Genomic DNA, 21,612 nt, shown 5'->3' on the forward strand with positions numbered 1-21,612 from the left:
TGCACTTGCCCGCTGTCTCCAGCGCCATGAATATCTCTTTGGCAAGTGAGCAAGTCCGGCATCCGGGCTTGCGGCCCCGCAAAGTGTATCGTGCTCGATGGCGCGCTCGACGTCTTGTGTCTTGCTACAGCCGCAGTGGCGATGCATACCCTGTCATTTCCAGGTAGCCGCGCCCGACGCGCTTGCCATTGCTGTCGATCAGCTCGCTCAGGCCTTCCCAGTAAATCGCGCCTGTTGATGCACGGCTGTCGAGTTCCTGGTTGTCGATGACGGCGCGCACGGTGTAGATGTCGGCCGGGGTGCGTACCAGCCATTCCACCGGGTAAGTGGCCTGGCTCAGCGGGCTTTTCCAGCGGCGCACGGGTCTGAAGATCACTTCGCCGCGGCTGAAGGGAAAAAGCTCGCCTTTGGCAGAGCGGAAGGAGCCGCCGTCCCACACGGCGTTGCCCTCCTTGTCACGCAGGCGGAAGGCGGTGAGGGCGCTGCCGTCGTCGAGGTTCATGCCTATCCAGTCCCAGCCGGTGGCGCTGGGGTGCAAGAGCTCTTCGCTCCATTCGTGGTCCAGCCAGGCCTTGCCTGTCACTTCAAACTTCTGGCCCTTGAGCTGCAGGCTGCCGCTGGTGGCCAGCTGCGGCAGGCTGTAGTAATAACTGGCCTGTTTTTCTTCCGGCCCCTTGCGCGACAGACCCTGCTTGCCCTGCAGCAGCACCGGTTGTGTTTCGGTAAACGCCAGGTCCATTGCAAAGTCGCTGGCGGGCAGGCGGGCGCTATGGGTGCGCCCCTGGCTTTGCAGCGACCAGCCGCGCAGCTTGAGGGCCATGCTTTGCGTGCTGGCGCTGGCAATGTCAAAGCCTTCGCGGGCAATGCGCTGGTCGTGCCAGAGCTTGTTGCCCTGCACGTCGGTGACGGCGGCATGCGCAAAGATCAGCTGTTTGGCGGCAAACTTCGACGCCATGCCTTGCGTGCCGTCCACGCGCGAGCGGAAAAACGTGAGCTGAAAACCAAACTCGCGCGAGCCCGAGCTTGCATGGCCGGTGATGTACCACCACTCGGTGTGAAAGTCGGGGTGTGCACCAAAATCGCGCGGAAACAGCAGCGCTTTCGTGGGCAGCGCGCGGACCGGGCCGGCGCTTGCGGCGATGCCCGCGGCCAGCAGCAAGCGCCGGCGCAGCGGGCTGGACAGGTGGGCAAGGGCGTTGGCAGGGCGCATCAATTCATTTTCGCAGCAAGGAAACTAGGGAGCGTTGCGGTTGCGGGGCAGGAATGTAAGGTCTATCCTTGAACCGTTCGTGAAAATTTTTCTTTGACTCTATGCGGGAGATGCAACATGTACAAACAGATTTTGCTGGCATATGACGGCTCCAAGGCCGGGCAGCAGGCACTGCTGGACTGCCAGGAGATTGCGCAGTGGAGCCAGGCCGCGCTGACGCTGATTGCCGTGACGCCGCTCTACATGGACCTGATCGGTGTGGAAGGCGGCGTGTACGACAGAAGCCTGGCCGAGCATGAGAAAGAGAAATACACCGCCATCCTGGACGAAGGTTTGCGCCAGCTGGCGGCCTCTGGCCATCAGGCAAAAGGCGAGGTGGTGGTGGGTGAAACGGTTGATGAGATCACCAAATACGCCAAGAAAATCAGCGCCGACCTGATCGCGGTGGGCCACAAACATCTGGACGGCTGGGCGGCGCGCTGGTGGCGTGGTTCGGTGTCGAAGTCGTTGATCGAACACGCGCCCTGCAGCGTGCTGGTGGTCATCACCCACTGAGCGCGCGGCGAACTGGCGCTAACGGCCGCGCGCCTGGTACGGCAGCACGGTGTGTCGTTTGCTGCCGTGCAGGTACGCCGGTGCATGCACGGGTGGCTGTTTGCCGGCGCGCAGCCGTTGCGCCGGTTTGATTGCCCCGAAGCCGGTGTCAGGCTCTGGCGCGCTGGGGAACAGGTTACCGAGTTGCGCACTCAGCGCGCGCCAGCTGGGCAGCAGCCAGATCCCCAGCAGGCAGATCAAGGCCAGAACGATGGCAGCCAATACGATGTTCATGATGCAGCACCTCCGGAAAACGCTTGGGAGTTTCCGCCCTCCATGCTACGCCGGTTGATGGTGCAATGCACTGATTTTCTTGCCCTTCAGGCAGGACACTAGCGCCTGTCCCTGCGCCAGGCCGCTGGCTCATCAAGCAAGGCGGGAATGTCACCCCTGCCTATGCCCAGGTCGTTCAGTTCCCGTGTGCTCATCTGCGCCAACTCGTCTCGGCTGCGGCGCAGTCCCTTGTCCTGTGACGGCCACGACGGCAACACACGCGTCATCTGCGTGAGTCCGCGCGCCAGCGCAAGAAAAGGAAAACCAACGATTTTGTACAGCATGGCGATGCTCCTGGGTGAAGCTGCCAATGGTGCGGTTTATCGTGGTATTGTGGAAGTTGAGTTTTCTGATCAAAACTATCAGGATTTCTGATGCGTGAACTGAACCTTGATCAACTGCGCACCCTGGTGGCCATTGCCGACCTGGGAACTTTTTCAGCGGCGGCGCGCGCGCTGCACCTGGCCCAGCCCACCGTCAGCCTGCATGTCAGCGAACTGGAGAGCCGGCTGGGTGCGCCGCTGGTGCTGCGCGGCGGCAGAAGGGTAGAGCCTACGGCTGCCGGTGCGGTGCTGGTGCAGCGCGCCAGGCGCCTGTTGCGCGATGCCGACGACGCGGTGGACGCGGTGCAACGCCATGTCGAGGGCCGCATTGGCCGCGTGCGGCTGGGCAGTTCAACCGGCGTGCTGGTGTATCTGCTGCCCGAAGTGCTCAAGGCCATGGAGCGGACGCACCCCGACATTGATGTCGAGGTCAACATCCTCGGTTCCAGCGAAGCCATGGAACGGCTCAGCCAGGGCACGCTGGACGTCGGGCTGGTCGCTTCGCCCCAGCTTCCCCGGCCCGGCGTCGTCATGACGCACTGGCGCAGCGACCCGATGATGGCTTTTGTTCCCGCGCACTGGACGGTGCCCAAACGCATCACGCCGCAATGGCTGGCTGCACGGCCGCTGATTTTCAACGATTCGACCACGCACATGTACCACCTGACCATGGAGTGGTTTGCCAATGCGGGCCTGAGCCCGCGCACGCGCATCGAGCTCAACTACAACGAAGCGATGAAAAGCCTGGTGGCCGCCGGCTACGGCGCGGCGGTGCTGCCGCTGGAGCAGCCTGCGGAGTCGCTGGTGCACCAGGGTGTGCAGGTGGTTCCACTCAAGCCGCTGCTGACGCGGCATACGGCCGTAGTGCACAGGCCGCTCGAAGCGGTGGACGGCGCCACGCGCAACCTGCTGTTGACGCTGGAGCAATTCCGCCAGGGAAGCGGCGAAAGATAGCGGCGCACAGGTTAATGCTGCGAGGTCTGGAAAACAACTTCACCGCTGGGAATGTGCACCACGCGAATGTCCTGGCGCGTGGGATCGGTCAGGCTTTTCACCGCCACGGCCACAGCCAGCGACTGGTTGGTGTAGAGCTGCTGAAGTGAGGCCGGGGGCAGCAGGCTGCCGCGCAGAGGGTCCCTGCTTTCAATGCGAAATTGAGCGGTTGCCATGGTGAAGATCTCCTCGAGTGAGACATTCATGATGCGCGTGCGGTGCGACGAAGTCATGACAATTCACAAACTTTCACCATCAAAAACCAGGTAGTTGGTAAGCAAATGAAAGAGCGGGTCGCGCAGCTCCGTCAGATCGCCAGGTGGCAGTTTTTTACGCCGCTACCAGTCTTCCTTAACCGCCAGCACCGCGTCCTTGCCGGCCGCCGCACGCCCGGCCAGCCAGGCGGTGACGGTGCCCGCCAGAAACACAGCCGCGCACAGCGCCAGCAGCCGCGCCCAGGGCAGGGCCAGGTCCATGGTCCAGTGAAAGCTCTGCGGGTTCACCACATGCACCAGCACCAGCGACACCGCCAGGCCCAGGCCCAGCCCGGCCAGCGCGCCGGCCAGCGTCCAGGCGGCGCCTTCGCCTGCGACCAGCGTGAGGATTTGCCGGCGCGTCAGGCCCAGGTGCGCCAGCAGGCCAAACTCCTTGCGCCGCGCCAGCACCTGGGCGCTGAAGCTGGCCGCCACGCCGAACAGGCCGATGGCAATGGCCACCGCCTGCAACCAGTAGGTCACGGCAAAGCTTCGGTCAAAGATGCGCAGCGAGGTGGCGCGTATCTGGCTGCTGGAAGCGAACTCGATCAAGGCCCCGGCGCCCGACTGTGCCTGCGCCAGTTCACGCACGGCCTGCTGCAGCTGCGCATCGCTCGCGCCCGGGGCCTGCCAGAGCGCCAGGTCGTTGACGCGCCGGTCGCCGGTCAGGGCCTGGAAGTCGCGACTGTCCATGGCAATGGCGCCGAACTGGCGTGCGTAGTCGCGCCAGACACCGGCCACATAGAAACGTTCGCCCCCACGCTTGTCGCTTTGCGTTGCTCGGGGCGGCCCTTCGCTGCGCGGTCCCTTATTGGCTGTCGCCTCGTTTGCTCCTGAATCAATAGCTGCTTGCGCCCGACCATCAAGGGCTAGAGCACTAAAAGGCTTGGAAAGCAAGGTAAAGACGCTGCCCGGGCGCGCGCCGTACAAATCGACCATGGGCTCGCTCACATAAATCGCCACATGGCCCGGCGGTACCGGCAGCGCACTGCCCACCAGCGGCAAGCTGGCGGCCGGGTCTTGCAGGTCACGCGCAATCAGCGCCACCGTGGGCTGGTTGGCGTCGAGTAGCAAACTTGTGACGCGCAAGGTGGCGACGCGCGCCACACCCGGCAACTGCGCCAGCGCCTGCACAAACTCCGGGCTGAAAGAAATCGTGTCGCTGGCGGCCGTGCTGTTGGCCGTGCGCACATACAGGTCGGCCGGTAGCACCACGTCCAGCCAGTGGGTGACCGAGTCGCGAAAACTCGCCACCATCACCGTCAGCGCCACTGCCAGGCTCAGCGAAGCCACCACGCCGCTGACCGCCACCGCTGCGCTGCCGCGCACGCGGCGCGCCCTTTCCACCGCCAGCAGCGGCAGCAGGCGTTGTGCCGCGTGCGGGGCGATGCGGTCATACAGCAGGGCGATGAGCCAGGGCAGCGCACTGATGCCGCCCACCAGCAGCAAGCCGACCGACAGGTAGGCGCCCAGTGCCATGCCAAAAACAGGCGGGCTCAGGGCCAACAGCCCGCCTGCAGCGATTAGCAGCAGGCTGAACCGGTAGGGCGTGCCACCGGCCGGCGGTGCACCCAGGCCCTTGAGGGCTTGCGCGGGCGGCAGCTTTTGTGCGGCGCGCGCGGGCCACCAGCCGCCCACCAGCGCTGCAACGATGCCGAGCAAGCCGTAAACCGCAGCGGCTCCCAGGTCCCATTGCAGCGCAGGCGCCACACCGGAGAAATAGCCGCCGCCTAGGTCACCGCCCAGCACGCGCAAGGCCAGCGCGGCCAGCGCCGTGCCCAGCGCGATGCCGGCGGCGCTGCCGGCGGTGCCCAGCAGCGCGGACTCCCACAGCACCAGACGCAGGCGCTCGCGGCCGGTGAGGCCCAGTACCCCCAGCAGCGCAAACTGCTGCGCGCGTTTGGCCACGCTCAACGACAGCACCGAAAACACCAGAAAAGCGCCGGTGAACAGCGCCACCAGCGCCAGCACCGTGAGGTTGACACGGTAGGCGCGCGAGAGATTGCTCACGCGCTGTGCGTCGTCGCCCGGCTCGGTGGCCGTGATGCCGGCGGGTAATTGCAGCGTACTGACAAAGGCGGCGCGGTCGGTGCCGGCCTGCAGGCGGACGTCGATGCGTGAGAGTTGGCCGGTGCGGCCAAACAACTCCTGCGCCGCGCCAATGTCCATCACCGCCAGCGCTGCACCGCCCGCGGCGACACTGCCCGCCACGCGGGCAGGAAGCAGGTTCAGGCCGCTCTGCAAGTGGAGCTGCCCGTCCGGCAGGCTTTGGCGCGCAGCCGCGTTGAGGAAGAGGGCGTCGGGCGAGAGCAGCGCCAGCCGATCGGCCCCGGCCGATGGCACGGGCATCAATGCCGGCGCCAGCGCCGCCACCACCAGCGCATCAACCCCAACCACGCGCAGCGCCACACGTTTCCCGTTGGCGGCCACGGCATAGGTGCTGAGTTCCAGCACCGGGCTCGCCAGCGTCACTTGCGGGTGTGCGGCCACGCGTGCATAAATCGCTTCATCAAACACCCCGCGCATGGCGCGCAGTTCCAGGTCGGGCTGGCCGTTGACCGAGCGCACGGCCTGCGAGAACTCGCTGAGTGCAGACGCATTGATCAGCTGCACCGAAAACGCCAGCGCCACACCCAGCATGACGGCTACCACGGCCGCCGCGTTGCGCCACTTGTGGTGCAGCAGCTCCTGCCAGGAGAAGGTGGAGAGGAGGGCGAGCATGGGCTGATTGTGCCTTTCAGGGGCAGCGGTGATTAGGGCCTGTTCACACTATTTATGCAAGATGCGTTGCGAGTCAAAAAGGTCATGCGCGAGGCGCAAAATGCAGCCGGGCTGGAGCCCGGCAAGGCTTTGCAACGCTGCGCATGGCCCTTTTGGCCGCAACCCGGAGGGAAGGTGGTGAAAACAACGCCACTCGTTGTTGCACTCCTAGCCCAGCCCGCCAGGCTGAGCGTCGTCGCGCGCCTAGATTGGCGCTGTTTTCACCACCTTCGCACTTGCATAAATAGTGTGAACAGGCCCTTAGCTATGGTCTTCCCAGCCACTGAATGAAAGCCCACCCGCCATGCAGCTTCCCACCTACGACGATGTTGTTGCCGCCGCCGCGCGGATAGCAGGCCATGCGCACCACACACCGGTGCTGCGGTCGGCCACCGCGGATGCGCGCTGGGGCGCGCAGTTTTTCTTCAAATGTGAAAACTTCCAGCGCATGGGGGCATTCAAGTTTCGCGGTGCTTTCAACGCCTTGTCCAGGTTTGATGCCGCGCAGCGCAGCGCGGGGGCCATTGCTTTTTCTTCCGGTAATCACGCGCAGGCGGTCGCGCTGTCGGCACGCATGTTGGGCATGCCGGCACTGATCGTGATGCCGCAGGACGCGCCCGCCGCCAAGCTGGCGGCCACGCGTGGTTACGGTGCCGAGGTGGTTTTGTATGACCGCTTCACCGAAGACCGGGAGGCGCTGACCCAGCAGCTGGCAACCGAGCGCGGCATGACCCTGATCCCGCCGTACGACCACCCTGATGTGATTGCCGGCCAGGGCACGGCCGCGAAGGAATTGATAGAGGAAACCGGCCCGCTGGACCGCCTGTATGTCTGCCTCGGTGGTGGCGGGCTGACCAGCGGCTCGGCCCTGGCAGCCCGCGCGTTGGCGCCCATGTGCAAGGTGTTTGGCGTCGAACCCGAAGCCGGCAACGATGGGTTGCAGTCGCTGCGTGCGGGCCGCATTGTGAGTATTCCCGTGCCCAAAACCATTGCCGACGGTGCGCAGACCCAGCACTTGGGTAACTACACCTTCGGCATCATCCGGCGCGATGTGGACGACATTTTGACGGTGAGCGATGCACAACTGGTGGAGGCGATGCGCTTTTTTGCGGAGCGCATGAAGATGGTGGTGGAGCCGACCGGCTGCCTGGCTTTTGCCGGCGCCTGCGCCGATGCTGCGGCGATCAAGGGGCTGCGCGTGGGCGTGATCATCAGCGGCGGCAATGTGGATCTGCTGCGTTACGCCGACCTGCTGGCCGGGCACTGAGCCTGCAGCGCCTTGTCTTACGCCGAACGCCAGAAGCGCAGCGGCACGCAGGTCTGTAGGCGGTGAATGGCCTGATCCATCAGCGCCGGATGCAGCTCATGGCCGACTGTTGATGCAATGTCGCAGGTGGCGTCAGCGTCCAGTGCCATCAGTTCGGCATAGGCCCGTTGTGCCAGTTGTGCTGGCACTACCGTGTCAAGCTGGCCATGCAGCAAATGGATGGTCGTGAGGCTGGGCGCCTTCTCGGGCCAGGCCGCGTAGCGCCCCGAAAAAGCCAACACGCGGCCGACCAGTCCATCGTGATGGTCACTGAGCGCCAGCGCGAGAGTGGCGCCCTGCGAAAAACCGGCCAGCGCCGTATCAGACTGCAGAATGCCGAAGCGCTCCTGCTGCTGGCGAATAAAAGCGGCCAGCGGCGGCACGGCCTTGGCGACTCGCTCCGGGCGATTGGCATCGGTCAGCTCGAAGGTCGGAAACCATTGACGTTCTGTTTTTTCAAGGTGGATGGGCTCGATGCCTTCCGGCATCACGACGGCCGCTTCGGCAAAGGAGTCTCCTATCAGGTTGGCCAGCTCCAGCATGTCCACCGCTGAACCGCCGGCGCCATGCAGCAGCACGAACAGCTGGCGTGGCGCGGTGGCGGGAAGCAGCTCCAGGGTTTCAAAGGATGGGGCGTTCATCAAGCTTCAGTTGGGTCCGGTCGCGCGTTTGACAAGTTGTTGTCTGCAGGGACGTGCCGCTTCAGCCCGACACGCCTTCGCTGCTGAGGTGCAGCACGCGATTGGCGCGCGACGCGGCGGTTTCGGAGTGGGTGACCAGCACCAGCGAGGCGCCGTGTTCACGCGTTTGCGCTACCAGTGCGTCCATCACCTTGGCAGCGGTGGTCGCGTCCAGGTTGCCGGTGGGTTCGTCAGCCAACAGCAGGCTGGGGCGGTGGATCAGGGCCCGGGCAATCGCGACGCGCTGCAACTGCCCGCCCGAGAGCTGCTGCGGCAGGCGTTCGCCCAGGCCTTCCAGGCCAACAGCAGCCAGCATGGCCTGTACCCGTGCATCGTCGTGCTGGCCGAGCAGCATCAGGGGCAGCGCAATGTTCTGCGCCACGTCCAGGTGTGGCAACACATGGAAAGCCTGGAAGACGAAGCCGACCTTTTCGCGGCGCAGCAGGGCGCGCTGGTCGTCACTGAGGCTGCCGAGGTCCACGCCGTCCAGGCTGACCGAGCCGGTGTCCCAGCTGTCCAGGCCGGCCATGCAGTTGAGCAGGGTGGATTTTCCCACGCCGGACTCGCCGACGATGGCGACAAATTCGCCGGGGGCAACTTCCAGGGAAACGTTGCTGAACACGGCGACCTCACCGTAGTGTTTGCCGAGCTGATGAATGCGCAGGCTCATGCCTGGGGCTCCGTCACTGAATTTGTCATTGCGGGCTTGACCCGCAATCCATGTGGTGCAAGCTCCTGACGTGGGTCATGCGGCATGGATCCCGGATCGAGTCCGGGATGACAGGTGGGGAATTTTTGCAAGTTCAAGACGCTTCCAGTTCGGCCACACGGTCAAGCACCTGCTGCACCGCATCCGGGGCATCGCAGGCAACGATCTGCCTATCGGGCATGGAACGCAGCCAGGTGATCTGGCGTTTGGCCAACTGGCGCGTGGCAAAAATGCCCTTGTCGCGCAGCTCGGCCATGGGGGAGGTTTCTTCCAGCGCCTCCCAGGCTTGGCGGTAGCCGACGCAGCGCATGGACGGCAGGTTGGCGTGCAGGTCGCCACGTGCGCGCAGGCTGCGCACCTCGTCGAGAAAACCGGCGGCCAGCATGGCTTCAAAGCGCTGGGCGATTCGTTCGTGCAGCCAGGCGCGGTCTTGTGGTTCTAAAGAAATAATGGCCCCAGCCCTTATGGGACGGGCGCCACCAGCTACCTTTTCGATAGCGTTTTTCTGGTGGAAGAAAGACAGCGGCCGGCCGGTGAGCCGGAACACCTCCAGCGCGCGGGAGACGCGCTGCGAGTCGTTCGGGGCCAGCCGCGCTGCTGTTGTGGCATCCACGGTGGCCAGCTCGGCGTGCAGAGCGGGCCAGCCTTTGGTTCCAGCTTCGGCCAACAGCGCGGCGCGAATCACCGGGTCAGCCGGCGGCATGTCGTCGAGGCCCTCGAGCAGAGCCTTGAAATACAGCATGGTGCCGCCCACCAGCAGCGGCAGCTTGCCGCGCGCGCTGATCTCTTCGATCAGACGTGTGGCATCGGCGGCAAACTCCGCCGCGCTGTAGGCCTGCAGCGGGTCGCGGATGTTGATGAGGTGGTGCGGAACAAAGGCCAGTTCGGCCGGCGTCGGTTTGGCCGTGCCGATGTCCATGCCGCGGTAGACCAGGGCCGAGTCGACGCTGATGATTTCCACCGGGTGACGCTCGGCAATCGCAAAAGCCGCGGCAGTTTTGCCCGACGCAGTCGGCCCGGCCAGTCCGATCCATCTGGCCCCCACGCTTTTCACTTCGTGTAATGCACTGCCCCCCGAGGGGGCGCTGCGCCTGCGGCCCGGCAAAGCCGGTTCCGCGGCCCCGGCTGGTGAAGAGGGAGTCGCAGCTTGCAGCCCCTCAGCGGCTGAACTTGCCTGGGGCTGCCCTGCGCTGCGTTCGTCCGACATCGCGTCAGGCTTTCACAAGTTGTGCCGGTTCGCCATGTTTTTGGACCAGCGTCCAGGCAATCACGGAAATGCAGACACTCCAGAACAGCACGCCATAGGCCAGCGGAAATACCGTGCCGTCCATGTGGCTGCCCAGCCAGCCGCCCATGGCAAAGGCGGCAAGCATCATCAAAAAACCGTTGAGCGCCGAGGCCGCACCCGCCGCGCCGGGGAAGGGGCTGACGGCGCCGCTCTGGCTGCAGGGCTGGTGCACGCCATGCGCAAATACAAACAGGTAGTAGGGCAGCAGCAGGGCCCAGACGTTGTGGATACCGGCCAAGGCCAGCGCGCTGATCAGCAGGCCGCCGCTGAGCGTGAGCACACCGGCCATCGCGACCGAACGGCGCACGCCAAAACGCGGCAGCAAGCGGCGGCACCAGAAGGTGCCCAGCACATACACAAAAGACATCGAGAACATGACCAGGCCATATTCGGTCTTGGACAGGCCCAGCACCTTGATGAAAACAAAGGACGAGGCGGCCAGAAAGGTGAACAGCCCGCCGTAGGAAGCGGTGGACAGCGCCGAGAAGGCGACGAAGGTCGGGTTGCGCAGAATTGTCCACCAGGTGCTGACCAGGGTGCGCGGTTCGAGCGCGCGCGGGTTTTTCAGCGTGAGGGTTTCTTCAAAGCGCAATGCAATCATGGCCAGCGCCAGCGCGCCGAACACCGCCAGCGCCAGCAGTGCCGCGCGCCAATTGAAAAGATCCGACAGCAGGCCGCCCAGCGGCGCGCTCAGGCAGGCGATCACACCCAGGCCGGTGAGCCCGCGCGACATGGCGCGCGCGGCAGCCACCGGCGCGTAGAGATCGCGCACGATGGCGCGGGCACACATGACGGCTGCCCCCATGGCCGCGCCCTGCACGATGCGCCAGATGATCAGCAGTGCCATGGACGGCGCCAGCGCCGCGCCTATGGCGGCCAGCACATAAGCGCCCAGCCCCAGCAACAGGATGGGCCGACGGCCAAAACGGTCGGACAGTGGTCCCCAGAAAAGCTGGGAAATGCCAAACGCCATCAGCAGGCCTGTGAGCGTGAGCTGGGCCTGCGCCATCGGCGCGCCGAACCCTTCGGTGAGTGCGGGCAGCGCCGGCAGGTACAGGTCGGTGGTGACGGGCTGGATGCCGAGCAGCAGGGTCAGCACCAGCACCACCAGGGTAGGCGGCATGGCAGCCGGGGAGCTGGCCGCAGGAGGAAGAGGGGCGGCGGCAGGAGGCGGGGAAAACATTGATCTGAGCGTATCAGATCGCTGCGCGCGGGGGCGGGCCGGCTGATCCGGCTTCGGTATCAGGGGGCTGCGGACACCGCGAGGCTGTTCAGGCTGAACAGCTGGGCCAGTGCCTGACGGTACTGGGCCTGACCTACCGAGTTGGTGTTGTGGTGCGAGCCGCCTTCCACCAGCACAAAGAGCTTGGGCAGGGCCGCGGCCTCGTACAGCTTGCGTCCCAGGTCGGGCAGGATCAGCCGGTCTTCGCCGCCATGCACCACGAGCAGCGGCGAGCCGATCTTGCCGACCTTGCGGGCGGCTTCGAAACGTTGGGTGATCAGCATGGACACCGGCACCCAGCCCCATTTGGAGGTACTGACCACGTCAGCAATGGAGGTGAAGGTGCTTTCAACGATGGTGCCGCTTTCGTCGGTGACTTCGGCGGCCAGGTTGATGGCTATCGGGCCGCCCAGGGAGTGGCCGAAAACATAACGCGGCCGGTCGGGGTATTTTTTTGCCAGCCAGTCCCAGGCGGCGCGGGCGTCTTCGTAGGCAGATTCTTCGGAAGGCAAGGTCTGCGTGCTTTTGCCGAAACCGCGGTAGTCCACGCCGAGCACCGAAAAGCCCAGTTCCTGCATGCGGCGCATGCGTGGAGCCGAGCCGGTCACGTTGAAACGGGCGCCATGCAGGTACAGCAGGATGGGTGCTTTGGCATCTTCTGCAGGGTGCCACAGGCCATGCAGCCGGGCCGGTTCACCACCGGCTGCCGGCTTGAAGTCGATCCAGACGTCTTCCATGCCTTCCGCGGCGGCGAGGCCACCGCTCCAGGACCGGTCACTGGGCTGGAAGATCCAGGCACGCTGCCGCTCATCGAGCGTGCTGCATCCCGAGAGGACGGCAAAACCAAGGAGAAGGAGGAGGGCAGCGAAGAGGGGCCAGCGTTTCATGGCTATGACTGAGTGGTAATCGGTGTAAAAGTTCGCGTTGTCAGGGAATCCCCCCGACAAGCAGGTTTCCTGCCATGTTCGCTACCGCAAGCCTCGCGGTCGCCGGGCGCAAACAGTTGCAACAGCGCTTCATCAAACCGTCACTTGCACGCACCATACTGGGACATTCAACTGACAACGAGAGGAGAATCATGTATTCACCGCGCATCCTGACGGCCTGTCTGGCAGCCATCGGTATCCTGGGGCTTGCCGCCTGTGCGGCAACTTCCTCACCCGGCCGTTACCCGACTCTGGACGGCAAGGCGCCGCTGGTCATGGGCCACCGTGGGGCCAGCGGGTATTTGCCGGAGCACACGCTGGAGTCGTACAAGCGGGCGATCGAGCTGGGCGCCGATTTCATCGAACCCGATGTGGTGGCCACCAAGGACGGCGAACTGGTGGTGCGGCACGAACCCAACATCACGGCGACCACCGATGTGTCAACCCGCCCCGAGTTCGCTGCCCGCAAAACCACGCGCCAGGTGGACGGCGTGGCTGAAACGGGCTGGTTCACCACCGACCTGACGCTGGCCGAGCTCAAGACATTGCGCGCCAAGCAGGCCATGCCGGAACGCGACCAGTCGCATAACGGCAAGTACGCCATCCCGACCCTGCGCGAAGTGCTGGACCTGGCGCGCAGCGAAAGCGTCAGGACGGGCCGCGGCATTGGCGTCTACCCCGAAACCAAACACCCGACCTACCATGCGGCGGCCGGCCTGGCGCTGGAGGACCGGCTGCTCAGGCTTTTGGCCGAATACGGTTACACCTCGAAAAATTCGCCGGTAATCGTGCAGTCATTTGAGGTGAGCAACCTGAAATACCTGCGCAGCAAGACGGCCGTGCGTCTGGTGCAGCTGATAGACGGCGACGGTGTGGATGCCCAGGGCAAGGTGACGCTTGCGCCGCCTTTCGACAAACCGTACGACTTCGCGCTGGCCAAAGACAGCCGCACATTTGCCGATCTGTTGACGCCCGCCGGCCTGAAGGAGATCAAGACCTATGCCGACGGCATCGGCCCCTGGAAAGCCTATTTGTTGCCGGCACGGCAGGTGGATGCCAACGGCGACGGCAAGCCTGATGACCTCAATGGCGATGGCGCCATCGACGAACGCGACCGGGTGCTGCTGCCGCCTAAGTCGGTAGTGAAAGACGCACACGCTGCCGGTCTGTTTGTGCACCCCTTCACCTTCCGCAGCGAAGCAAAACGCCTGGTGTCCGACTACCGCGGCGATGCGGCGGCAGAATACAAAAAGTTTTTCGAGATGGGCGTGGACGGCGTGTTCAGCGATTTTCCGGACACCGCGGTGAAGGCGCGGGCGCGCTAAGGATTTAACGTCCCCGCAGGAACAGGCTGTCGAGTTCCTTGATGGTGACCTGGCGCCACGTGGGACGCCCGTGGTTGCACTGATCGGAGCGATCGGTGGCTTCCATCTGGCGCAGCAGGCCGTTCATTTCGTCGATGGTGAGCTTGCGGTTGGCGCGCACGGCGCCGTGGCAGGCCATGGTCGAGAGCAGCTCGTTTTGCGCGCGCTGGATCACGGTGCTCGCATCGTGCTGCGCGAGTTCAGCCAGCACACTGCGCGCCAGTTCCACTGCATCTCCCTGCGCCAGGCTGGTCGGCACCGCGCGCACGGCCAGGGTACGTGGTGAAAACGGGGTGATCTCCAGGCCCAGCGCCTTCAAAGTGTCCACATGGGCTTCGGACGCGGCAACTTCCTGCGGCGTGGCAGCAAAGGTGGCCGGGATCAGCAGCGGCTGGCTGGCAATGCTGGCGCTGTCCATCTGGTTTTTCAGACGTTCATAGACGATGCGTTCGTGTGCGGCGTGCATGTCCACAATCACCAGGCCCTGGGTGTTTTCGGCCAGGATGTAGATCCCTTGCAGCTGCGCCACGGCGCGGCCCAATGGCCAGTCCCCGGGGGGAAGGTCCTGGTTGACTGCGCCAGCATCTTCGGGCCCGGTTGGGTCCGCCGGAAGCCCGGCGGCGCGCGGGTTGTCGGCACCTGCCGGATATGCTGTAGCAGGCCACATGGCCTCGAAGTCGGAGACTTGCGGGTTCTGGCGGAACGGCTGAGGCGCTCCGAAATTAATAGCTGGTTGCGCCCATGGGGAAAGGGCTGGTGGGCGATTTGATTCAAAATTATCGGCAGATGCCCCACTGGCTGCCGCCAGCACTGCCGCCGCCGCGCGTGGTGCCGCCAGCGCATTCTCGACCGCATGGCGCACCGCCTGGTGTACCTCACGGCTGTCGCGGAAACGCACCTCGATCTTGGTCGGGTGCACGTTGACGTCCACTCGCGCCGGGTCCATGGTGACGTAGAGCGCATACACCGGCTGGCGGTGGCCGTGCAGCACGTCTTCGTAGGCGCTGCGTGCGGCGTGCGTGAGCACCTTGTCGCGCACATAACGGCCATTGACGTAGGCAAACTGCTGGTCGGCCCGCGAACGCGCCGCATCGGGAATGCCTGCGCGCCCGGTGACGCGCACCGATCCCGCGCTGTAATCGACCGCGATGCTTTGCCCCAGCAGCTCGCTGCCCAGCACGTCGGCCAGGCGCTGTTCGTGGGCGGTTTCGCCCGTGCAGGCGCGCCACTGCTCGACCAGCTTGCCTTCGTGCCAGATCGCAAAGCCCACGTCGGGCCGCACCAGCGCGTGGCGCCGTACGGCCTCGATGCAATGCGCCAGCTCGGTGGCGTCGGTTTTCAGAAACTTGCGGCGGGCCGGTGTGGCGTAAAACAGCTCGCGCACTTCGACGGTGGTGCCCCGGGTGCGGGCGGCCGGCGTGAGTTCGCCGGTGCGGCCGTCCAGCAGCCAGGCATGCGCCGCCAGGTCGCTGCCTTCCGCCCGCGAGAGCAAGCTCATGTCGGCAATCGAATTGATGGCGGCCAGCGCTTCACCGCGAAAACCCATGGTGCCGACGGCTTCCAGATCCCGCAGCGAGGCGATCTTGCTGGTGGCGTGGCGGCGCAAAGCGATTGCCAGTTCCTCGCGTGGAATGCCCTGGCCATCGTCCTCCACAGAAATCAGGCGCACGCCGCCAGCCAGTAGCCGCACCGTCACTTGCGTGGCTCCCGCGTCCAGCGCGTTGTCCACCAGTTCCCGCACCACGGAAGCCGGGCGTTCCACCACCTCGCCAGCGGCAATCTGGCTGACGAGTTCGTCCGGCAGTTCCCGGATGGGGCGGCGGGGGGCGGCTGCGGCAGAAAGGGTGGAGGCGGGTGTCACAGGATGGATTCTAGTAGGCTGAATCAATGAATTCACTGTCACTCGACCTCCCCCTCGCCGCGCCATGCCGTGGGAAGGCCTGACGAACAAAAGGTGTAACAAGCCGGCGCATTGGAGCCGCGTGTCAAAATCCCCGCATGGAACTTCTTGCTTTTCTGATGGACTTCATTCTCCACGTGGACAAACACCTGGAGGCCTTTACCCAGACCTACGGCGCCTGGGTTTATGCGCTGCTTTTCCTGATTATTTTTGTCGAAACCGGTGTGGTGGTCATGCCCTTTCTGCCCGGCGACTCGTTGCTGTTTGTGGTGGGTGCCCTGTGCGGCGCCGGTCTGCTCAGCCTTCCTGTGGCTATGGGGGTGATGCTGACGGCCGCCATCCTGGGCGACCAGTGCAATTACTCGATAGGCCGCTATTTCGGCCCCAAGGTCTTCCAGTGGGAGCAGTCGAAGTTTTTCAACAAGCGCGCTTTCAACCAGGCACACGAGTTTTACGAGCGTTACGGCGGCATCACCATCATCATCGCGCGCTTCATGCCTTTCATTCGCACCTTCGCGCCGTTTGTGGCCGGTGTGGCCGAGATGAGCCGTACCAAGTTCAGTGCCTACAACGTGATCGGCGCCCTGATCTGGGTGGTGGGCGTGAGCAGCGCCGGCTACTTCTTCGGCAACCTGCCCTGGGTACAGGCCAATCTGAGCAAGATCATCTGGACCATGATCCTGATTCCCGGGCTGTTTGTTCTCTATGGCGCATGGAAAGCGAGCCGAAACAAGTCATCGTCTGCGGGCCGGATTAGCTAGCACCTTTGAGAAACAGGTCGCGATCAGGGGCGAAATTGGCATGCAGAGGCAGCATGGCGCCGCCCAGTGCGCGAGCGTCGGAGCCAATACTGCCGGCCATCACCTGAGCCGGCCAGAGACCCTCCCAGTTGTAGCGGCCCAGTGCTGCGCCCGTGGCTTCAATCAGGCGCTGCAGCAGAGGGCGGCAAAACGACCCGTCCATCACCACCGCGTCGATATCCAGCAGGGCCGTTGCGCTGACCACGCTGTGGGCCAGTGCATTGGCGGCGCTGGCCACCCAAGCCTGAGTGTCGGACTCGAACGGCGGCTGCATGGCGCGTTCGTCATAGGCAGCGGTCGGATCAAGCCCGCGCGCCTTGAAGCACTGCTCCAACTCCCACAGCGAGGCCTGGCTGATCAGCTGTGGCGGCAAGTCGGCCGTTTGAGCCACCTGCAGCGGCAGCGATGCCACGGCTCCGGCGTTGCTGTGGATGCCGGCGTGAAGCTGGGAATTGATGACGAGGCCGCCACCCACAAAGGTGTCGACAAACAGGTAGAGAAAGCTCTTGAGGTCGCGCCCGCGGCCCGACACCAGTTCGGCCACGCAGGCTGCTGAGGTGTCTTTGGCAAAGCTCACGGGCAGGTCGGTCATGGCCTGCACCTCCGCGCTGAGGTTGATACGGTTCCACCGGTCTGACTGCTGCGCCGACAACCCCAGCATCCGGTGCCAGCCGCCAAGCTGGAAGGGCGCGGCCACGCCGACGCCAACCAGGCGCGGAGCCAGCGCGCCGAGCTGCTCGCTGAGGGCACGCAGATTCTGGCCGATCACGGGGAGCAGTGTGTCGGCCTCGGGAAAGGCATAGGCCAGTGACAGCCTCTGCCGGACCTGCCCTGTGAAATCCACGAGCAGCCAGTCGGTGCTGCGCCTGCCAATCTTGATGCCCACGGAAAAAGCGCCGTCCGGGTTCAGCGCCAGCGGCACCGAAGGCTGGCCGATGCGTCCGCGTACGCGCTCGTGCCGGATCAGCAGGCCGTCTTCTTCGAGCCGGGTGGTGATCAGCCCGATGGTTTGCGCGGTCAGGTGGGTCAGGCGCGCCAGCTCGGCCTTGGGTACGCTGCCATGCAGCCGGATGGCTTGCAGCACCACACGCTCGTTGAACTGGCGCATGCCCACGTGGTTGGAGCCGCTCTGGCGCAACCACACGGGAGCGGCCGCTTCGGGTTCAGCGGGAAAGGCGGCGGTGACAGGGAGTTCGGTCATGGACGCAGATTCTCGCTGATGACCCCTTTGCGCAGGATGAAGTTGCCAAAAGGCTGCAGCTCCCCCGTCACCACAATGGCATAGGCTTTGCGAACCCGCTCATAGAAGGCATGGCGTTCAATGGCCTCGGCTTGCTGGTGGGGCAACCAGCCCGGCGCCAGCAAGGCCAGCACTTCGCGCTGCAGGTCTGAGCGATAGGGCGATTCGGTGCCACTGACCTGCATGTAGGCCACCGGATGGTCCACGTCTTCAGCCAGAGGCAACAGCGAAGCGATGGCGCGCACCGTTCGCGCCATGCCGTGGCCAGGCAGGCGCAGCACAGGCTTGCCCGCGCCCAAACTCATGGCCGTGAAGTTGGCATCGGCCAGCACCACCGCGTCGTCATGGCCCATCTCGGCCAGCAGCTTGAGCAGCTCGGGCGTGAGCAGGGGGTCAATGCCTTTAAGCATGGGTGGGCCTCATGCGGTTCCCTATTTACCAGCCGGGGCCGCGGATCTGGCTTTGCCAGTCCGCAGGCGCAGCGCCCCCCCGGGGGGGCAGCGAGGACACGTCAGTGCCGAGCGTGGGGGCTTCAAGCAAGCGCGCTCTCCGGCAATTCTGCGGCGGTTTTGGCGCCCGTCATCACGGCGACGGTGTCGCTCATGCTGATGGTCTTGGGGTTGACGACCGCCGCACGGCGGCCCAGGCGCTGGATGTGGATGCGGTCGGCAATTTCAAAGACGTGCGGCATGTTGTGGCTGATGAGGATGACAGGCAGGCCCTTGTCGCGCACTCGGCGGATCAGCTCCAGCACCATGTTGCCCTCTTTCACGCCCAGTGCGGCCGTGGGTTCGTCCATGATCACCACATGTTGGGCAAAGGCGGCGGCGCGTGCCACGGCCACACATTGGCGTTGACCACCGGAGAGCGTTTCCACGGCCTGTGTCATTGAGCGAATCCCGACTTTGAGTTCCTGCATGCGGGCAATGGCCTGCTCCAGCATTTTCTTTTTATCGAGAAGACGCAGCCACTGGCCCAGCAGACCGGGTTTGAGGAGTTCACGGCCCAGGAACAGGTTCTCGGCGATGCTCATGGCGGGGGCCACAGCCAGGTCCTGGTAGACGGTTTCGATGCCGGCGCGGCGGGCGTCAATGGGAGACTTGAAGCGCATCGGCTTGCCGTCAAGCAGCAGCTCCCCCTCGTCGGGTACCGTGGCGCCCGACAAAGCCTTGATCAGCGAAGACTTGCCGGCGCCGTTATCACCGATCACGGCCAGGATCTCACCGGCGCGCAACTCGAAGTCGGTGCCGTCCAGCGCGGTGACCTGGCCATAACGTTTGACCAGCCCTTTGGCCTGCATGACCAAGGGCGTGGGTGCGTGGGTGGAAGCTTGCGTGCTCATCAGCGGGGCCCCTTGCGCGACATCTGGTCAGCGGCGACCGCCAGAATCACCAGAATGCCGGTGATCAGTGTTTGGTAGACGGAGGCAACGCCCATCAGCGTCAGGCCATTGCGGAACACGCCCACAATCACCGCGCCGACCAGTGTGCCCAGGATGATGCCGCGCCCGCCAAACAGGCTGGTGCCGCCCAGCACCACCGCGGTGATGGCATCGAGGTTTTCGGTTTGCCCGGCGTTCGGGTCGCCCACACCGGTACGCGCCACCGACAGAAGCGCGGCAATGCCGTAAAAGAGGCCGGCCAGCGCATAGACTGCCACCAGCACACTGTCCACCCGGATGCCGGTCAGGCGTGCCGCTTCGGCGTTGTTGCCTACGGCATACAGGTGCCGGCCCGGCGCGGTGTCGCGCAAGACAAACCAGGCCAGCAAATACAGGCCAATCATGGCAATGGTTCCCAGGCTGACTTCCGTGCTGCCCAGGTCGAAGGTGTTACCCAGCGCGGTCAATTCTGTCGGGAGGTTGGGAACGATTTGCGCGTTGGAGTAAATCTGGGTGATGGCAAACGCGATGTTCAGGGTGCCCAGCGTCACGATGAAAGGGGGCAGCTTGATGCGTGTGACCAGCAAGCCGTTGAGAAGACCGAAACCGGTTGTGACCGCCAGGCCGCAGACAATGGCCAGGTAGGGATTGATGCCGTAGTTCACGGCGAACTTGGTCATCACCATGCCGCCCAATGCCATCACCATGCCGCAGGACAGGTCGATGCCAGCCGTCAGGATGATCAGCGTCTGCCCAATGGCCAGCACGCCGACGACCATCACCTGCTGCAGCACCAGGGACAGGTTTTCACCGGTCAGGAAGCGGTCTGACTGGGTGGTAAAAAAAATGCAGGTGGCCAGCAGGGCCAGCCAGGGGCCGAGGGCTCCCCACGGAATATGGCGCGAAGTCAGGTTCATCGAAAAGAGCCCCAGGATGGAGAAAATGATTCTGTCATCCCGGTCCGGGATGACAGCCGGCTAGTGTGCTGTGCCGTAAATAAGGCGATGAAATGAAATTGTTCAGACGGTTGTCAGGCAAGGAGCGAGAAGGCGCCATAGCCGTAGCTATGGCAACGACGAGCGACGCCGCATGGCAGCCGTATGGACGGTTTCATATCGCATTTATTTGCGGGACAGCACACTAGTACTGCAACCCGGAAGTAGCGAAACAAGATGAAAGTGATGGCTTCGAGCGCAGGGCAAGGCGCAAGCCGCAGCGAAGGCTGTGCGCCTTCGCAAGGATTGCAACGCCGCCATGGGGGCGAAGACGCGCTTTCATGTTTCGATATTTTCGGGTTGCAGTACTAGAACCTGGTCGCTTACTTTGCGCCCCAGCAGAGGTCCATGCCGGTCTTGATGTCTTTGCTATCCACACCGGCAATGGATTTTGCCGAGATCAGGGTCACGCCGGTATCGGTGTATCCCGAAGCTTTTTTGCCGCCTTTGGCATAGCTCACACCGGCTGCCACGCCCAGTGCTGCCATGGTCAGCGGGTATTGCTGCGAAGTGGCCGTGATGATGCCTGCTTGCGTGTCCTTGATGCCTTGGCAACCGCCGTCCACCGAGAGAATGGTCACGCCTTTTTCCTTGCCGGCCTTTTTCAGCGCATTGAACGCGCCTGCGGCGGCGGGTTCGTTGATGGTGTAGACCACATTGATGTCGGGATTTTTCTGCAGGCAGTTTTCCATGGCCGTCTGGCTCTTGGCCCGGTCACCAAAACCATCGGCCATGCAGACCACGGCCGGATCTTTGGACAGCTCGTTGGACTTGGCGTCTGCCGCCGGCAGGCCGAAACCCTTCATGAAACCGTTGTGCCGCTGCGCGCCCACCGGGTGGCCGGGAAACAGGTCCAGCGTGGCAATTTTGGCGGGCTTGCCGGCCATGGCTGCCTTGGCGTACTGGCCAATCAACACCCCGGCTTTGTAGTTGTCGGTGGCGAACAGGGCGTCTGCGCCGTCGAAAGGGCTGTCCAGCGCGATGACCTGCACGCCTTTGGCCTGCAGTTTTTTAACGGTGGGGCTGATGGCGTCGCCGCTGGCGGTGATCAAAATGGTTTTGGCGCCGCCGGCAGCCATGTTTTCCAGGGCAGTGATCTGGCCCGCGGTGTCACCGTCGGATTTGCCGGAAGCGGTCAGCAGCTTGGCACCGAGTTTTTTGGCCTCTGCTTCCGCGCCTTCCTTCATCTTGACGAAGAAAGGGTTGGTGTCGGTCTTGGTGATCAGGCCGATCACAGGTTCGCCCGCCGCAAAGGCCGATGTGGCGGCCAGTGCGAGGCTGGACAGTGCCAAGAGGGTGGTGGTCTTTTTCATGAAATGGTCTCCTTGTTGAATCGACATTCCAGGCTGGCAGGCGCTGGGTTCGCGGGAAAATACCCATGAGTGATGGGCGCT

The 21,612-nt window shown here is 64.2% G+C and carries 21 protein-coding genes; 5 read left to right on the forward strand and 16 right to left on the reverse strand.

Translation table 11 applies throughout. From position 1 onward, the window contains the following. Nucleotides 1-124: 124 nt before the first annotated feature. Nucleotides 125-1,210: a lipocalin-like domain-containing protein gene (locus ABI660_RS08690; protein WP_348066942.1), complete on the reverse strand. Its 1,086-nt coding sequence runs from the start codon at nt 1,208-1,210 to the stop codon at nt 125-127. 117 nt (nt 1,211-1,327) lie between these two features. On the opposite strand from ABI660_RS08690, the gene ABI660_RS08695 reads away from it, so the two are divergent. Then, nucleotides 1,328-1,765: a universal stress protein gene (locus tag ABI660_RS08695; protein WP_348066944.1), complete on the forward strand. Its 438-nt coding sequence runs from the start codon at nt 1,328-1,330 to the stop codon at nt 1,763-1,765. An 18-nt stretch (nt 1,766-1,783) separates the two neighbouring features. Here ABI660_RS08695 and ABI660_RS08700 read toward each other — a convergent pair whose 3' ends face one another. After that, complete coding sequence (locus ABI660_RS08700) at nt 1,784-2,038, reverse strand: hypothetical protein (protein ID WP_348066946.1); 255 nt, start codon at nt 2,036-2,038, stop codon at nt 1,784-1,786. Nucleotides 2,039-2,136: 98 nt separating this feature from the next. Further along, complete coding sequence (locus tag ABI660_RS08705) at nt 2,137-2,361, reverse strand: DUF1127 domain-containing protein (protein ID WP_348066948.1); 225 nt, start codon at nt 2,359-2,361, stop codon at nt 2,137-2,139. 90 nt (nt 2,362-2,451) lie between these two features. Between ABI660_RS08705 and ABI660_RS08710 the strand changes: the two genes are divergently transcribed. Continuing rightward, complete coding sequence (locus tag ABI660_RS08710; RefSeq protein WP_348066950.1) at nt 2,452-3,354, forward strand: LysR family transcriptional regulator; 903 nt, start codon at nt 2,452-2,454, stop codon at nt 3,352-3,354. 11 nt (nt 3,355-3,365) lie between these two features. Here ABI660_RS08710 and ABI660_RS08715 read toward each other — a convergent pair whose 3' ends face one another. Further along, a complete protein-coding gene (locus ABI660_RS08715) occupies nt 3,366-3,626 on the reverse strand; it encodes a hypothetical protein (protein WP_348066952.1) in 261 nt (86 codons plus the stop codon). Nucleotides 3,627-3,731: 105 nt separating this feature from the next. After that, nucleotides 3,732-6,368: an ABC transporter permease gene (locus ABI660_RS08720; RefSeq protein WP_348066954.1), complete on the reverse strand. Its 2,637-nt coding sequence runs from the start codon at nt 6,366-6,368 to the stop codon at nt 3,732-3,734. A 343-nt stretch (nt 6,369-6,711) separates the two neighbouring features. On the opposite strand from ABI660_RS08720, the gene ABI660_RS08725 reads away from it, so the two are divergent. Beyond that, entirely contained in the window at nt 6,712-7,674 is a 963-nt protein-coding gene (locus ABI660_RS08725; protein WP_348066956.1) for a threo-3-hydroxy-L-aspartate ammonia-lyase, read from the forward strand. 17 nt (nt 7,675-7,691) lie between these two features. Here ABI660_RS08725 and ypfH read toward each other — a convergent pair whose 3' ends face one another. The 5 genes from ypfH to ABI660_RS08750 form a co-directional block, all read right to left on the reverse strand. Further along, entirely contained in the window at nt 7,692-8,354 is a 663-nt protein-coding gene (ypfH, locus tag ABI660_RS08730; protein ID WP_348066958.1) for an esterase, read from the reverse strand. Nucleotides 8,355-8,415: 61 nt separating this feature from the next. Beyond that, nucleotides 8,416-9,063, reverse strand: a complete 648-nt coding sequence (locus tag ABI660_RS08735) for an ABC transporter ATP-binding protein (protein ID WP_348066960.1) — start codon at nt 9,061-9,063, stop codon at nt 8,416-8,418. Between the two features lie 133 nt (nt 9,064-9,196). Further along, the gene (miaA, locus tag ABI660_RS08740) at nt 9,197-10,147 is read right to left on the reverse strand and encodes a tRNA (adenosine(37)-N6)-dimethylallyltransferase MiaA (RefSeq protein WP_348066961.1); all 951 of its coding nucleotides are present in this window, start codon (nt 10,145-10,147) and stop codon (nt 9,197-9,199) included. A 166-nt stretch (nt 10,148-10,313) separates the two neighbouring features. Then, nucleotides 10,314-11,513 carry a multidrug effflux MFS transporter gene (locus ABI660_RS08745; protein WP_348066963.1) on the reverse strand — a complete coding sequence of 400 codons (1,200 nt, stop codon included), beginning with the start codon at nt 11,511-11,513 and terminating at the stop codon, nt 10,314-10,316. 119 nt (nt 11,514-11,632) lie between these two features. Beyond that, nucleotides 11,633-12,499 carry an alpha/beta fold hydrolase gene (locus tag ABI660_RS08750; protein WP_348066965.1) on the reverse strand — a complete coding sequence of 289 codons (867 nt, stop codon included), beginning with the start codon at nt 12,497-12,499 and terminating at the stop codon, nt 11,633-11,635. 191 nt (nt 12,500-12,690) lie between these two features. Between ABI660_RS08750 and ABI660_RS08755 the strand changes: the two genes are divergently transcribed. Then, nucleotides 12,691-13,863: a glycerophosphodiester phosphodiesterase gene (locus ABI660_RS08755; protein WP_348066967.1), complete on the forward strand. Its 1,173-nt coding sequence runs from the start codon at nt 12,691-12,693 to the stop codon at nt 13,861-13,863. Between the two features lie 4 nt (nt 13,864-13,867). Here ABI660_RS08755 and mutL read toward each other — a convergent pair whose 3' ends face one another. Further along, nucleotides 13,868-15,763 (reverse strand): DNA mismatch repair endonuclease MutL, encoded by a 1,896-nt coding sequence (gene mutL, locus ABI660_RS08760; protein WP_348066969.1) that lies wholly within the window; start codon nt 15,761-15,763, stop codon nt 13,868-13,870. Nucleotides 15,764-15,900: 137 nt separating this feature from the next. On the opposite strand from mutL, the gene ABI660_RS08765 reads away from it, so the two are divergent. Continuing rightward, nucleotides 15,901-16,563: a DedA family protein gene (locus ABI660_RS08765; protein WP_348066971.1), complete on the forward strand. Its 663-nt coding sequence runs from the start codon at nt 15,901-15,903 to the stop codon at nt 16,561-16,563. Here ABI660_RS08765 and ABI660_RS08770 read toward each other — a convergent pair. The 5 genes from ABI660_RS08770 to ABI660_RS08790 all read right to left on the reverse strand — a co-directional run bounded on the left by ABI660_RS08770 (nt 16,556) and on the right by ABI660_RS08790 (nt 21,531). Further along, complete coding sequence (locus ABI660_RS08770) at nt 16,556-17,710, reverse strand: ROK family transcriptional regulator (RefSeq protein WP_348067023.1); 1,155 nt, start codon at nt 17,708-17,710, stop codon at nt 16,556-16,558. The two genes, ABI660_RS08765 and ABI660_RS08770, sit on opposite strands and share 8 nt — an antisense overlap. A gap of 89 nt (nt 17,711-17,799) precedes the next feature. After that, a complete protein-coding gene (locus ABI660_RS08775) occupies nt 17,800-18,252 on the reverse strand; it encodes an RbsD/FucU domain-containing protein (protein ID WP_348066973.1) in 453 nt (150 codons plus the stop codon). Between the two features lie 122 nt (nt 18,253-18,374). Further along, entirely contained in the window at nt 18,375-19,184 is an 810-nt protein-coding gene (locus ABI660_RS08780; RefSeq protein ID WP_348066975.1) for an ATP-binding cassette domain-containing protein, read from the reverse strand. Continuing rightward, nucleotides 19,184-20,140, reverse strand: a complete 957-nt coding sequence (locus ABI660_RS08785; RefSeq protein WP_348066977.1) for an ABC transporter permease — start codon at nt 20,138-20,140, stop codon at nt 19,184-19,186. Before ABI660_RS08785 ends, ABI660_RS08780 begins: the two co-directional genes overlap by 1 nt. A gap of 401 nt (nt 20,141-20,541) precedes the next feature. Beyond that, the gene (locus ABI660_RS08790; protein ID WP_348066979.1) at nt 20,542-21,531 is read right to left on the reverse strand and encodes a sugar ABC transporter substrate-binding protein; all 990 of its coding nucleotides are present in this window, start codon (nt 21,529-21,531) and stop codon (nt 20,542-20,544) included. Nucleotides 21,532-21,612: the final 81 nt, after the last annotated feature.

Source organism: Polaromonas sp., assembly GCF_039930745.1.
Taxonomy (GTDB): Bacteria; Pseudomonadota; Gammaproteobacteria; order Burkholderiales; family Burkholderiaceae_C; genus Polaromonas.

Coding starts and splice junctions, on each gene's coding strand:
- ABI660_RS08725 (WP_348066956.1), top strand. CDS start 6,712: ATGCAGCTTCCCACCTACGACGATGTTGTTGCCGCCGCCGCGCGGATA.
- ABI660_RS08690 (WP_348066942.1), bottom strand. CDS start 1,210: ATGCGCCCTGCCAACGCCCTTGCCCACCTGTCCAGCCCGCTGCGCCGG.
- ABI660_RS08735 (WP_348066960.1), bottom strand. CDS start 9,063: ATGAGCCTGCGCATTCATCAGCTCGGCAAACACTACGGTGAGGTCGCC.
- ABI660_RS08720 (WP_348066954.1), bottom strand. CDS start 6,368: ATGCTCGCCCTCCTCTCCACCTTCTCCTGGCAGGAGCTGCTGCACCAC.
- ABI660_RS08745 (WP_348066963.1), bottom strand. CDS start 11,513: ATGCCGCCTACCCTGGTGGTGCTGGTGCTGACCCTGCTGCTCGGCATC.
- ABI660_RS08700 (WP_348066946.1), bottom strand. CDS start 2,038: ATGAACATCGTATTGGCTGCCATCGTTCTGGCCTTGATCTGCCTGCTG.
- ABI660_RS08765 (WP_348066971.1), top strand. CDS start 15,901: ATGGAACTTCTTGCTTTTCTGATGGACTTCATTCTCCACGTGGACAAA.
- ABI660_RS08790 (WP_348066979.1), bottom strand. CDS start 21,531: ATGAAAAAGACCACCACCCTCTTGGCACTGTCCAGCCTCGCACTGGCC.
- ABI660_RS08770 (WP_348067023.1), bottom strand. CDS start 17,710: ATGCGCCAGTTCAACGAGCGTGTGGTGCTGCAAGCCATCCGGCTGCAT.
- ABI660_RS08775 (WP_348066973.1), bottom strand. CDS start 18,252: ATGCTTAAAGGCATTGACCCCCTGCTCACGCCCGAGCTGCTCAAGCTG.
- ABI660_RS08750 (WP_348066965.1), bottom strand. CDS start 12,499: ATGAAACGCTGGCCCCTCTTCGCTGCCCTCCTCCTTCTCCTTGGTTTT.
- ABI660_RS08710 (WP_348066950.1), top strand. CDS start 2,452: ATGCGTGAACTGAACCTTGATCAACTGCGCACCCTGGTGGCCATTGCC.
- ABI660_RS08705 (WP_348066948.1), bottom strand. CDS start 2,361: ATGCTGTACAAAATCGTTGGTTTTCCTTTTCTTGCGCTGGCGCGCGGA.
- ABI660_RS08715 (WP_348066952.1), bottom strand. CDS start 3,626: ATGACTTCGTCGCACCGCACGCGCATCATGAATGTCTCACTCGAGGAG.
- ABI660_RS08780 (WP_348066975.1), bottom strand. CDS start 19,184: ATGAGCACGCAAGCTTCCACCCACGCACCCACGCCCTTGGTCATGCAG.
- ABI660_RS08695 (WP_348066944.1), top strand. CDS start 1,328: ATGTACAAACAGATTTTGCTGGCATATGACGGCTCCAAGGCCGGGCAG.
- ABI660_RS08785 (WP_348066977.1), bottom strand. CDS start 20,140: ATGAACCTGACTTCGCGCCATATTCCGTGGGGAGCCCTCGGCCCCTGG.
- ypfH (WP_348066958.1), bottom strand. CDS start 8,354: ATGAACGCCCCATCCTTTGAAACCCTGGAGCTGCTTCCCGCCACCGCG.
- ABI660_RS08755 (WP_348066967.1), top strand. CDS start 12,691: ATGTATTCACCGCGCATCCTGACGGCCTGTCTGGCAGCCATCGGTATC.